The sequence below is a fragment of the Frankia torreyi genome (assembly GCF_000948395.1).
Taxonomy (GTDB): Bacteria; Actinomycetota; Actinomycetes; order Frankiales; family Frankiaceae; genus Frankia; species Frankia torreyi.
The window spans coordinates 269,147-282,213 of the sequence record NZ_JYFN01000001.1 but is presented as its reverse complement, the minus strand read 5'-3'; the positions used below and the strand labels follow the sequence as shown (position 1 = coordinate 282,213).

Annotated in this window: 9 protein-coding genes; 7 read left to right on the top strand and 2 right to left on the bottom strand. The window is 75.2% G+C overall.

Translation table 11 applies throughout. From position 1 onward, the window contains the following. A partial coding sequence (locus tag FF36_RS01215; protein WP_044883023.1) for a GDP-mannose 4,6-dehydratase occupies positions 1–956 on the bottom strand: 956 nt, incomplete at its 3' end. A gap of 74 nt (positions 957–1,030) precedes the next feature. Continuing rightward, complete coding sequence (locus FF36_RS01210) at positions 1,031–3,331, bottom strand: bi-domain-containing oxidoreductase (protein WP_044883022.1); 2,301 nt, start codon at positions 3,329–3,331, stop codon at positions 1,031–1,033. A 173-nt stretch (positions 3,332–3,504) separates the two neighbouring features. Here FF36_RS01210 and FF36_RS01205 point away from each other — a divergent pair, with 173 nt between their 5' ends. The 7 genes from FF36_RS01205 to FF36_RS01175 are packed head-to-tail and all read left to right on the top strand — an operon-like array spanning position 3,505 to position 13,056. Then, a complete protein-coding gene (locus FF36_RS01205; RefSeq protein WP_052680877.1) occupies positions 3,505–4,635 on the top strand; it encodes an MraY family glycosyltransferase in 1,131 nt (376 codons plus the stop codon). Next, complete coding sequence (locus FF36_RS01200) at positions 4,632–5,594, top strand: NAD-dependent epimerase/dehydratase (RefSeq protein WP_044883021.1); 963 nt, start codon at positions 4,632–4,634, stop codon at positions 5,592–5,594. Before FF36_RS01205 ends, FF36_RS01200 begins: the two co-directional genes overlap by 4 nt. Before the next feature lie 50 nt (positions 5,595–5,644). Continuing rightward, positions 5,645–7,057 carry a glycosyltransferase family 4 protein gene (locus tag FF36_RS01195; protein ID WP_044883020.1) on the top strand — a complete coding sequence of 471 codons (1,413 nt, stop codon included), beginning with the start codon at positions 5,645–5,647 and terminating at the stop codon, positions 7,055–7,057. Then, positions 7,054–8,859, top strand: a complete 1,806-nt coding sequence (locus FF36_RS01190) for an FkbM family methyltransferase (RefSeq protein ID WP_044883019.1) — start codon at positions 7,054–7,056, stop codon at positions 8,857–8,859. The genes FF36_RS01195 and FF36_RS01190 overlap by 4 nt, the downstream gene beginning before the upstream one ends. After that, on the top strand, positions 8,856–9,851 hold the full coding sequence (locus FF36_RS01185; protein WP_044883079.1) for a glycosyltransferase: 996 nt from the start codon (positions 8,856–8,858) through the stop codon (positions 9,849–9,851). Before FF36_RS01190 ends, FF36_RS01185 begins: the two co-directional genes overlap by 4 nt. Next, on the top strand, positions 9,848–11,005 hold the full coding sequence (locus FF36_RS01180; RefSeq protein ID WP_044883018.1) for a glycosyltransferase family 2 protein: 1,158 nt from the start codon (positions 9,848–9,850) through the stop codon (positions 11,003–11,005). Before FF36_RS01185 ends, FF36_RS01180 begins: the two co-directional genes overlap by 4 nt. Then, positions 11,002–13,056: a heparinase II/III family protein gene (locus FF36_RS01175; RefSeq protein ID WP_044883017.1), complete on the top strand. Its 2,055-nt coding sequence runs from the start codon at positions 11,002–11,004 to the stop codon at positions 13,054–13,056. Before FF36_RS01180 ends, FF36_RS01175 begins: the two co-directional genes overlap by 4 nt. The last annotated feature ends 11 nt before the right edge of the window (positions 13,057–13,067 follow it).

Here is a 13,067-nt window from a genome sequence, read left to right as displayed (position 1 = left end):
AGGTCGGCGTCGACCATCATCGCGATCAACTCCTCGAACCCGACCCGCGGCGTCCACCCCAACACCTCGCGCGCCTTCGACGGATCACCCACCAGCACATCCACCTCCGCCGGCCGGAAAAACCGCGGATCCTGCTGCACCAACCCCGACCAGTCCGAAATCCCCACCCGCCCGAACGCCGCATCCAACAACTCCCGAATACTATGCGTCACCCCCGTCGCCACCACATAGTCATCCGGAGTGTCCTGCTGCAACATCCGCCACATCGCCTCCACATAATCCCCCGCAAAACCCCAGTCCCGCCGCGACTCCAGATTCCCCAACGTCAACGAGTCCTGCAACCCCAACGAAATCCGCGCCACCGCCCGCGTGATCTTCCGCGTCACAAACTCGATCCCCCGCCGCGGCGACTCGTGATTAAACAACAACCCCGAACACGCAAACGCCCCGTACGACTCCCGATAATTCACCGTCAAATAATGCCCGAACGTCTTCGCCACCCCATACGGCGACCGCGGATGAAACGGCGTCGTCTCCCGCTGCGGCGTCTCCCGCACCTTCCCGAACATCTCCGACGACGACGCCTGATAGAACCGCACACCCGACATGTCGTTACCACCCGCGATCCGCAACGCCTCCAACACCCGCAACACCCCCATCCCCGTCGTCTCCCCCGTCAACTCCGCCTGCTTCCACGACAGTCCGACGAACGAGATCGCCCCCAGGTTGTACACCTCGTCCGGCTGCGAGATCTCCACCGCACCGATCAACGACGAAAGATCCGTCAGATCACCCTCCAACAACACCACCCCCGGCACCACCCGCTCCACCACCGCCACCTTCGGGTTGGACTGCCCCCGAACCAACCCGAACACCTCATAACCCTTCGCGGTCAACAACTCACCCAGATACAACCCGTCCTGACCGGTAATCCCGGTAATCAGCGCACGCGGCACGTCGTCATCCTTTCTTTCGCCGGGGCGAGCCGGCGGCGGCGGTCGTCGTCGTCGTCGCAAAGAAACGGTTCCAGTCAGGCCCGGACGTCACCGGAGCTGCACACCGCCTCGACGCCGAGCGCGTCGGCGGCGGCAAGGGTGGCCCGGCTCGACGCGAGCAGTTCCGCGGTCACCGCGGCATCGCCGCCGCGGCACATCCGCAGGAAGGCGGCCGCGGCATCGCGGTGCCCCTTGTCCTGGACCCCCTTCCACACCGACCGGCCGTCGACGACGAGCTCCCGGTAGTCGTCGATGCGGACATGGCGGCTCCCCGCCAGGGCCTCGACCTGTTCCTTGCGGGCTGCGCGGGGCCGGGCGGAGCTGTAGGCGATGGTCGACAGCGACCCGTCGGCGTGCCGCAGCGACACCGCCAGGTCGGGGGCGAGCAGCAGCTCGGCCTCCCGCCCCGCGAGCGCCGCGACCGCCTCGACCTCGCTGCCGGCGAGCGCCGCGCAGGTGTCGACGAAGTGGCACACCTCGCCGAGCAGGCGACCCCCCTGGACCCGGTCGTTGTACCAATGGCCGGCCGGTACCGCGCCGGCCGCGATCCGGTAGACGGTCGTGAGCGGCCCGGTCCGCGCCGCCAGGGCCGCGCGGGCGGCGCCGACCGCAGGCGAGAACCGCCTGTTGTAGCCGACGACGAGCGCGCCGCCGCCGACCGCCGCCGCCTTCTCCACCCGCTCCAGCTCGTCGAAGCTGAGCGCGAGCGGCTTCTCGCACCACACGTGCCGCCCCCGTTCCAACGCCCGGGCGGCGAGCCCCGCGTGCGTGGCGTGCGGCGTAGCGATGACGACGACGTCGATGTCGTCGTCGTCGAGGACGGCGTCGGCGCCGGCCACCGCCTCGGCGAAGCCGTGCCGGTCGGCGAACGACCGCGCCGAGCGGCCGCCGGCGGAGGCGACCGTGACGAACTGGTCGAACCCGGCGGCCCGGAACGCGGGCAGCAGCACCGCCCCGGAGAACGTCCCGGCGCCGATCCAGCCCACCCGGCTGCCGCGGCGCCCCGCCGGCACCCCACGCTGGCGCGGCAGTCCCAGGCGGGGGCGGGGGCGGAGGCGCGGCGCGGCGGCGAGCCCGGGCGCGGGCAGCCGCTCCGCGTCGTCCGCGGTCCGCCCGCCCGCCGCCCGCCCGCTCGCCGCCCGCCCGCTCGTGTCGTCCGCGGTGCGCCCGCCCGCGTCGTCCCCGGGCCGGCGGCTCGCCGGCAGGGCCGGGACCTCGGCCGGGTAGTCGAACCGGATAGCCAGGTACGGCTCGCTGCGACCCGCGACGAGCTCGTAGGCCCGCGGCGCCGCGTCGATGGGAAAGGCGTGCGTGACCAGGTCGTCCACGCGTAGCCGGCCCGCGGCGAGCAGGTCGAGCACGGCCTCCTGGTTGCGCCCCTCGGTCCAGCGCACCTGTCCGGCCGGGTAGTCCACCCCCCAGTCCTCGTACCCGCGCTCGTAGCGTCCCGGTCCGTAGGAGCGGGCGAAGCGCAGGGTGAGCTCCTTGTCATAGAACGGCGCGCGCAGCAGGCCCAGCCCGACGTCGCCGACGACGACGAGCTGCGCGCGGTCGCGGGCCAGCGCGGTCGCCCGCATCACCGGCTCCGCCGATCGGCCGGCCGCGCAGATGAGCACCGCGTCGGCCCCACGGCCCCGGCTCCAGGCCCGCACCGCGGCCGTGGTGGCCTCGCCGACCTCGGCGAGCGCGTGCACGCCGACCGCCGCGGCGGTCGCCAGCGGCAGTTGCGCCAGGTCGATGCCGGCCACCTCGCAGCCGCTGGCCAGCGCCAGCCGGGCGGCGAGCTGGCCGACCAGGCCCAGGCCGACGACGACGACCTTCGCTCCCGGCCCGACCTCGGCGAGGCGCAGCCCGTGCAGAGCGATGGACCCGATGGTGGCGAACGCCGCCGCCGCGGGCTCCACCCCGTCGGGCACCCGCGCGCACAGCAGCCCGGGCACGGCCTGGAACTCGGCATGGTTGGCCCGACCCGCACCGCCGGTGGCGACGAGGTCACCGGGGCGGATGCCGGCGACCGCCGAGCCGACCTCGACGACCCGGCCGCAGCCGCTGTAGCCGAGCGGCACATCGCCGCGGAGCCGGTCGCGCACCGACCGCGCCGCCGGCACCAGTCCGTCGGTCCGGGCCTTCTCCGTCACCTTGCGCACCAGGTCGGGGCGGGCCCGCGCCTTGGCCAGCAGCCCGGCGCGGGCGAGTTCGGTGACAGCTCGTTCGGTGCCGGCCGACACGATCGTCGCCGCCGTCGCCACCAGCACCTCGGTCGGGCCGATGACCGGCACCGGCACGTCGAGCACCCGCACCGCTCCCCCGGATGCCGCCTGGACCACCTGTTTCATCGCGCGAACCTCCGGTGAGCGTCGGCGAGCCCGGCCCCCGGCCGGTAGCGGCCGGGGGCGGCCGCGCGGGACACCCGCACCCGCATCGTGCCGCTCAGTGTAGTTGATGCATTACATTCAGCGATGAACGCCGCTCGTGCTCCACCCGACGTGTCAGAGCCGGAGGAACGCCCGTGCTGGGAGCGCCGGCCGCCGCGTGCATCGTCACCCTGGCGGCGACCCCGATCGTCATCGTCTGCATGCGGCGCCTGGCCGCGATCGACGAGGTCACAGCGCGCTCCTCGCATCAGGCACCGACCCCGCGCGGCGGCGGCATCGCCGTGGTGCTCGGCCTGTTCGCGGGCGTCCTCGTCATGCTCCTCACCCGTGGCGGCGCCGACTCCCCCGACCTGTTGCCGCTGACCGCGGCGGCCTCCCTGTTCGGGCTGATCGGGCTGGCCGAGGACGTCGGCGGGGTCACCGCGATGCGGCGGCTGGCCCTGCACACCGCCACGTCGTTCGTCGTCGCGGCGATGGCGGTGCTCGGCGCCGTGCTCGGGGACGCGACGCCCGGCCTCCTCACGGTCCTGCTGGTGACCGTCGCGGCACCCGTCTGGATCACCGGCTTCGTCAACGTCTTCAACTTCATGGACGGGGTCAACGGCATCTCCGCGGTCACGGCGGCGCTGGCGGGCGGGGCCTTCGCGGCCCTCGGCGCCGCGCAGGACCTGCCCACGGCGACCGCCGGCGGGGTCCTCGTCGCGGCCTCGGCGCTCGGCTTCCTGCCGTTCAACTTCCCCCGGGCCCGGGTCTTCCTCGGCGACGTCGGCAGCTACGCGCTGGGTGCCGTGCTCGCCGTGCTCACCGTCCAGGCGGTGCTGGCCGGCATCCCACCGGAGTCGGCGCTCGCCCCGACCGCTCTTTACCTGACGGACACCACCGCCACGCTGGCGCGACGGATCCGCGCCGGGGAGCAGTGGTACTCCCCGCACCGCTCGCACGCCTACCAGCGGCTGACCATCGCCGGCTGGTCGCACGTGCGGGTCACCGGCCTCGTCGCCGCCGCGACGGCGGTGCTCATCGCGCTCTCCCTGGCCGCCTTCGGCCCGCTGCCCGGCCGGCTCGCCGCGGACGCCGCCGCGGGGCTGGTGCTGCTGGCCTACCTCCGTGCACCCCGGTGGGCGGCGCGGCGCGGCCGGACCGCCGCCCACCCGCTCACGGCTCGCCCCGCCGCGCCGTCGCCCCACCAGCCCGCCCGGCTGCCGGCACAGCGGCGGACCGACGACGAGCCGGACCGCCGGGCAGCGCCGGGGAGGACCCGATGACGAGGATCGCCCTGTTCGGCGCCACCGGTTTCATCGGCGCCGCGTGCGCGGCGGCGCTGGCCGGCGCCGGCCACGAGGTGCTGCCCCGCCCGGCGCGCCGGTTGTCGGTCGACGGCGAGGCCCTGACCGGGACCCCCGAGCGCGCGTACCGACCCCACCTGGCGGGGCTCGCCGCCGAGCTCGACGGCTTCGGGGCGGTCGTCAACGCCGCGGGGGTGGCGGTGTCGGCCGCCCGGCTGTCACCCGAGCTCGTCGGGGGCAACGCCGCCTGGCCCCGGCTGCTCGCGGACGCCTGCGAACGGGCGGGGGTGCCTCGGCTCGTCCACATCAGCACCGCGGCGGTGCAGGGCCGGGTCGACCGGCTCGACGAGAGCCTCCACTACGCGCCGGTGAACCCCTACGCCCGGTCAAAGACCCTCGGCGAGCAGCTCCTGCGCGACGCGGCGGCGGCCGGCCGCGTCGAGGTGATCCTCTACCGACCCCCCTCCGTGCACGGCCCGGGGCGGCGGATGACGACCGCCTTCGCCGCGTTCTGCCGCCGCTGGCCCCTGGTGACGTGCGGGGACGGCAGCCAGCCCGTGCCGGTCGCGCTGATCGGCAACGTCGGCGCGGTGGTCGCCGCGATTCTGGCGGCGACCACCGCGCCTCTGGTGGTGTCCCATCCCTACGAGGGACACACCGTGCGCAGCCTCTACGGGACGTTCGCGCCGGGCCGACCGCTGCACCCGCTGCCGACGCGGGCGGTCCGGGGACTGCTGCGCAGCGCGGAGCCGACCGGGCAGTGGCTGCCGCCGCTGAGCGCGGTGTGCCGCCGAGCGGAGCTGCTGCTGTTCGGCCAGGGACAGCAGCGGGGCTGGCTCGACGCGCGGGGCTTCCGGCTGCCGCTCGGGCAGCCCGCCTGGGACGAGGTCGCCGCCGCGACACGCGGACGAGGCACTACCAATAATCACTCCAAGTAAGGTCTACGCTACTTTTAGCAATAGTCGTCGACGGCTGGAGGTCGAACTCCGTGTCCCCCCTGCCCGGCCGCCGCGTCCTGGTGGTGACGCACTACTTCCCCCCGGAGATCGGGGCACCGCAGGCGCGGCTGTCGGAGACGGCCCGGGCGTGGGCGGCCGACGGCCTCGACGTCACCGTGCTCACCGGGATGCCGAACCATCCCACCGGGGTGATCCCGCCCGAATATCACGGCGCCTGGCTGCGCACCGAACGGGTCGACGGCTACCGCGTCGTGCGCACCCGGCTGTACGCCACCCCCAACGAGGGCGTGGTCCGCAAGACGCTGTCCCACCTGTCGTTCATGGTCTCGAGCGTCCTGCTCGGCGGCTGGCGGACCGGCCCGTGCGACGTGGTCGTGGTGTCCTCGCCGACCTTCTTCCCGCTGGGCTCGGCGTGGCTGCTCGCCCGGCTGCGGCGGGCCCGGCTGGTCGTGGAGGTGCGCGACCTGTGGCCCGCCATCTTCGAACAGCTCGGCGTCATCACCGACCCGCGCGTCCTCGGCCTGCTCGAACGCCTCGAACTGGCCGCCTACCGGGCCGCCGACGCCGTGGTCACGGTCACCGAGGGCTTCCGCGACGACATCGTCCGCCGCGGCATCGCGGCAGACAAGGTGCACGTCGTGCGCAACGGCGTCGATCTCGACCGGTTCCACCCCGACACCGTCGCGCCGGTCGGCCTGCGCGCGCGGCTGGGCGCGCCGGGTGGGGAGACCCTCGTGCTCTACATCGGCGCCCACGGCATCTCGCACGGCCTGACCGCGGTCGCCGACGCCGCCGCCCTGCTCGATGACGCGCGGCTCGATGACGCGCGGATCCGGTTCGCCTTCGTCGGGGAGGGCGCCGACAAACGCCGGCTCGCCGAGCACGTCCGCGGCCTGGGGCTGACGAACACGGTGCTGCACGACGGCGTGCCCCGCGAGCAGGTGCCGGGCGTCATCGCGGCCGCCGACCTCTGCGTGGTGCCGCTGCGAGACGTGCCGATGTTCGACACGTTCATCCCGTCGAAGATGTTCGAGCTGCTCGCCGCCGGTCGGCCGGTGATCGGCGCGGTGCGCGGCGAGGCCGCCCGGATCCTCACCGCCGCCGGGCAGGTCGTCGTCCCCCCGGAGGATCCCGCGGCGCTGGCGGCCGCCGTCGCGCACCTGGCCGCCGACCCGGAACGGCGGGCCCGGATGGGGCGCGCCGGCCGGGCGCACGTCGAGCGGCACTTCGACCGCGACGAGCTGGCCCGGTACTACCGCCGGCTGCTGTTCGACCGCGCCACTGCCGACCGCGCCACTGCCGGTCGCGCCGACAGCGACGGGCGAACCCCCGGCGTGCCGGACCCTACGGTCCCGGCGCAGCGGGTAGCGACACCCGCCCCGGACCACGACCCGGCCGGGCAGCAGACGGCGCTGACACCTGGATCGGAGGCACTGGCTTGAAGATTCTGGTCACCGGGGCAACGGGGTTCCTGGGCAGCCGGGTGGTGCCCCGCGCGCTCGCGCAGGGGCACGAGATCGTCGGGCTGGCGCGCAGCGCCACGGCCGCAGCGGCGCTGCGCCGGCAGGGGGCTGCGGCCGTCACCGGCGACCTCGACGATCCGGCCGGGCTGGCCGCAGCGTTCACCAAGGCGGACTGCACGGCCCTTCTCAACATCGCCTCGCTCGGCTTCGGCCACGCCGACGCGATCGTGTCCGCGACCCGGGCGGCGGGCATCCGCCGGGCGGTGTTCCTGTCCACCACCGGGATCTTCACCTCGCTCGACCCGCCGTCGAAGCGCGTGCGGATCGCGGCCGAACACACGATCGAGACCAGCGGGCTGGACTGGACGATCATCCGCCCGACGATGATCTACGGCGGATCGGACGACCGCAACATGGCCCGGCTGCTCGCGCTGGTACGCCGCGTTCCCATCCTGCCGCTGCCGGGCGGCGGGCGGCGGCTGCACCAGCCCGTGCACGTCGACGACCTGGCCGCGACCGTGCTGCGGGCGCTGAGCGCCGACGCGGCGGTCGGGCGCGGCTACGACGTCGCCGGTCCGCGGGCGCTGTCCCTGCGCCAGATCGTCGCCGCAGCCGCGGCGGCCGAGGGTCGCCGGGTGTACTGCGTTCCGGTCCCGGCCCGCCCGGTCCTCGCCGCCGCCCGCGCGTACGAGCGCCGCGCCGCCACGCCGCGGCTGAAGGCCGAGCAGATCGCCCGCCTCGCCGAGGACAAGGCCTTCGACATCGGCCCCGCCATGCGCGACCTCGATCACCGGCCGCGGCCGTTCGGCGTCGGCATCGCCGAGCAGGCCGCCGCGCAGCGTCGCGCCGCCGGCCGGTCCGCCCCGGCGGCCCGGGCGAGCCGGCGGGCGCGTGTGATGAGCCGGCCCGACCAGCTACGCCGGCTGATCCGCGACGTCCGCGACGTCGCCGCCGTGGCAGGCGGATCCACCGCGCTGCGCTTCGGCGCCGCGATCGCCCACCACGCCCCGGCCGTCCTGCGCACCGGCACCCTCGACGCCGCCGACCGGGCCATGGCCCGGGGCAGCCACACCTACCGCCCGCTGCCGGGCGTCCAGATCACCCTGCCCGGCGGGGCGTTCGGGGGCGCCCGGGAGATGTACTGCCGCGGGGTCTACCACGCGCTGCCCGGATTCGCGCCGGCGGCCGGGGAGATCGTCGTCGATCTGGGGGCGAACCAGGGCCTGTTCTCGGTGCTGGCGGCCCGGGCGGGGGCCGACGTCATCGCCGTCGAGGCGCAGCGCGGCTTCGCTTCCGCCTTCGTCAACCATGCCGCCGCCAACGGCGTCTCCCACCGCATTCAGCTTCTGCACGCCCTGGTCGGGCCGTCGACCGGGGTGTTCGCCGACCCGCGGGCGCGCCACGGCGCCACCCACTGGGAGGGCGACGTCGACGGGCTGACGATGGCCCAGGTCCTCGAGTCCGGGGGCGCCGACCGGGTGGACCTGCTCAAACTCGACATCGAGGGCTCCGAGTTCGCCCTGTTCGACGAGCCGGGCTGGCTGGAGGCGGTCGGCCGGCTCGTGATGGAGGTGCACCCCGCCTTCGGCGATCCGGCGGCTCTCGTCGCGCGGCTGCGCCGCCACGGGTTCGAGGTGACCCTGCTCGCCAACGACCTGCGCCGCGTCCGGGATCTGGCCGGGGCCTCGTCGGGATACCTCTACGCCCGCCGCGACGGGTGGTCTGCGGGCACCGCGGCCGCCGGCCCGCCCGCCGCAGTGCCCGCCGGGATACCCGGATGAGCCGGGCGGGCGGCCCGGTCCTCGTCGACTGTGCGGGGGCGCAGATGGGCGGCGCGTTGCGGTTCCTGACCGAGCTCGACGGGTTCCTGGCACCGCGGCCCAGCGCCGGCGTCCGCCTGATCGGCCGCGGCCGGCGAGTCGCGCCGAGCTGGCTGGCCCGCCGCGAACGCCCCGGCCGCTACCGGCGCACCGTCGCCCTGAACAACGTCGGGTACCTCGCCACCCGCGGCGAACGCTGGGTGTTGCTGCGCAACGCGCTGCACTTCCTCACGCCGGCCGAGGTCCGGGCGCTGCCCGGCGGGCTGCCCGCCGACATCGCCCGTGCCGCGCCCGTCGTGCGACTGCTCGCCCGCCGCGCCGACGTCGTCGTCGTGCCGGCATCGTCGATGGCCGAACGGGTCCTCACCGCCCTGCCGGACCTCGCCGACCGCGTGGTCGTCCGGCCCCACCCGCTGTCCCCCCCGCCGAGGCCCGGCGAACGCAGCCGCGGCACGATCCTGTGCCCGGTGCTGTTCGCCTCGTTCAAGCCGATGGGCCGGCTGCTCCGCCTCGCCGACACCGCCGCCGCGATGGTCGCCGAGCAGACCGGCGAGCCGGTGTCGATCGTGGTCACGGCTACCGACACGGAGGCCCGGGTGCAGGGCCTCGCCGACTGCCGGTCGCTGCGCTTCGTCGGGCGGCTCACCCCCGCCGCCCTGCGCGGCCATCAGCGGCGAGCCGGCGCCCTGCTGTACCCGACGACGGCGGAGTCCTTCGGCTACCCCCTCGCCGAGGCCCGACTGGCCGGCCTGCCCGTGATCGCCCGCGACACCGGGCACAACGCGGAAATCGCCGGTCCGGTGCTCGTGCCGTACCGGGACGAGTCCGCCGACGATCTCGCGGCGGCGATGCACGCCACGCTCACGCTGACGCCACAGCCCGAACCCGCCAACCCGTTCGATCCCGTGGACTACTTCACCTGGCTGCTCGATGCGGAGGAACCGGCGCTGTGATCACCCGAAGCCAGCGGCCCACCGCCGACTCCCGCGAGCCGGCCCCGCCCTCCGGCGGCCGCGCGGGCTGGCCCGTCCCCTACGACGCTGCCGGGCGCGACGCGACCACCGGCCAGGCTACGGCCACCGGGCAGGACGCGGCCACCGGGCAGGACGCGGTCGGCCCGGTGCCCGCGCCGGGATCCGTTCCGGTGACCGCGATCATCCTCGCCCGGAACGAGGCGCCGAACATCGTCCGGGCGGTCGGCTCCGTCGGCTGGTGCGAGCAGGTCGTCGTCGTCGACTCCGGCTCGACCGATGACACGGTCGAGCTCGCGCGCCGCAGCGGCGCCGCGGTCTGGCACATCCCCTGGCGGGGCTACGCCGGCCAGCGTCAGCAGGCCATGATGTCCCCGGAGGTCCGCCACGACTGGGTGTTCTTCCTCGACAGCGACGAATGGGTTTCGACCACGCTCGCCACGGAGATCGCCAGTCGGCTGGGCACGGAGGAGTGCGTCGCGTACAGCCAGCGGCGCCGGTTCGTGTTCGACGGCCGGTGGATCGCGCACAGCGGGTGGTACGCCAACAGCTGGCAGGCCCGTCTGCTCGACCGGCGGGCCGCCTCCTTCGACGACAGCGTCAACTACGGCGAGCGGGCCAGCGTGGCCGGTCCGGTCGCGCGCCTGGCTGCCGACCTGATCGACGAGGACCGCAAGGGCCTCGCCGCCTGGCTGCGCAAGCACGTGCACTACGCCGAGCTGGAGGCGCAGCGCCGCACGGCCCAGCCGGCCCTGCGCGAACGGATCTCCCGCATCCGCCGCGAGATCCGTCATCCCGGCCGCTCGACCCGCCCGCTGGGTCGCAGCATCGCCAAGGACGTCGTCTTCCCGCTCGTCCCGGCGAAGCCGGCGGCCCTGTTCTGCTACATGTACGTGCTGCGGGCCGGTTGGCGCGACGGCCGGCAGGGGCTGCTGTTCTGCCTCTACTACGCCTGGTACGAACTCACCGTCGGCGCACTCGCCCGCGCCGGTCACACGGGCGCCCCCGGCGCAACCGGTGAGCCCGGCAGGGGCGACACAGCCGCGGCAACCGCGCCGGGTGCCGAGCGCGCAGTGCCCGTCCCCAGACAGCGCACGATCCCCGCCGGCGCCGCGAAGGGACCGATCGGCGCATGAACCCCCCGGCGGATCTCGGTCGCTACCTGCGCACCGTCGCACGCCTGCGACCACGTCAGGTCACCGCCCGCGCGCGGCTACGCGGACAGCGCGCCGTGCTGCGCCGCCATCCCCCCCTGACCGCGGCGATGCTGCGCGGCCGCCCGTCGGCGGGGCAGTGGCCGGCCGGGTTCGTCCCGGTGGACGAGACGTGCCCACCCCCGGGTCCGACCGTCGACGAGCTCGCCCTCGGCCGGCTGACCCTGCTCGGCCATGCCCGCCCGCTCGGCCACCCCGACCCGCTGAGCCACACCGACCCACCCGACCCTGTCCGCGACGTGGACGACGATCCGGCGCGCTGGGACTGGGAGCAGGCCGGCGCCCCGCTGTTGTGGCGCTACCACCTGCACTACTGGGACTGGGCGTGGGCGCTGACGCCCGGCGGTGATCGGGAGCGCGCCCTGTTCGCACGGCTCTACCTCGGCTGGCGCGCCGCGGTCACCGTCGGCCATCCGGTGGCCTGGTCGCCCTACGTCGCCTCGCTGCGGGCCTGGACGCTGTGCGCGCTCGGCCCGACGCTGGCCCGGGACACCCCCGCGCGGGACGTGCTGCGCGCCGATCTGGGCGTCCACCGATCGTTCCTGCGGATCCACCTGGAGACCGACGTCGGGGGCAACCACCTGCTGAAGAACCACAAGGCACTGATCGCGCTGGCGGTGGCCGCCGACGACCCGAGCGGGCTGCGCCACTGGGTCGACCAGCTCGTGCGCGAGACCCGCCGGCAGGTGCTCGGCGACGGTGGCCACTACGAAAGGTCGCCGTCCTACCACTGCCAGGTCCTCGCCGACCTCGACGACGTCGCCGGATTGCTCGCCGCGGGCGGGTGGGCCGTACCGATCGAGCTGCTCGACGCCATCACCCGGATGCGGGCCTGGCTCGGTGCGGTGCTCGGTCCGGACGGCACGGTGCCGCTGCTCAACGACGGGTTCCCGGTGCGCCCGGACCTGCTGCGCCGGCTGCTGCCCTCGGTGCCGGCGCAGCCGCCCCCACCCGGCCCCGAGGTGAACCCGCCCGCCGGCGTCACCAGCCCCGCCGGCGTCACCAGCCCCGCCGGCGTCACCAGCCCTGCCGGCGCTCACGGCCGGACCGGCGTCCCGGCCGCCACGGGTGCGGGGGGACCAGGCCGGGCCGGCGGCCTGCTGCTGGCGGACAGCGGGCTGGCGGCGCTCACGGCCGGTAGCTGGCATCTGCTCGCGGACGTCGGCCTGCCCTGCCCCGACGACCTGCCGGCGCACGCGCACGCGGACACCCTCGGCTTCCTGCTGTGGCTGGACGGCCGCCCGCTGCTCGTCGACGTGGGCACCTCGACCTACGCACCCGGGCAGCGCCGGGACGCCGAGCGCGGCTCCGCCGCCCACAACACCGTCACCGTCGACGGCGCCGACTCGACCGAGGTCTGGGGAGCGTTCCGCGCCGGCCGCCGCGCCCGCCCCACCCTGGTCACCATGCGCCACCGCGATGAGGTGGCGACTCTGACCGCAGGGCATGACGGCTACCGCCACCTGCCCGGCCGGCCCATCCACTGGCGCACCTGGCGGCTCGACGCGGACGGCCTCACCGTCTCCGACCGGATCAGCGGCGGCGGACGACACCGGCTTGCCGTGCTGTTCCACTTCGCGCCCGGGGTGACGCTGGCCGCCGCCCGCCGGCCCGGTCCCGGCGGCCCACCGGAGCCCGCCGCCCTCGACGTCACCACCCCCACCGGGAGATGCCTGCTGCTGCGCGCCGGCGGACCCGGCCGGTGGCACGTGCGCACGACCCGGCGAGCAACCGGCTGGGAACGGACGGTGGCCGCCCCCACCGCCGAGTTCCGGTTGGACGCCGAGCTGCCCGTCGAACTGCACGCGACGCTGACCGCCCGCGCCCCGAGTCACTCCTCCGACCGGCCCCCCGGCCCCAGCCGCGCCGCCAGTCCCCTCGACGCCCCGCGTCTGCCCGCCGCCCCACCTCCGCTCGACGCCTCGCATCCCCTCGACGCCCCGCGTCGCGCCGACGCTGACCCGTCGCACTGAGCGCCGCCGCG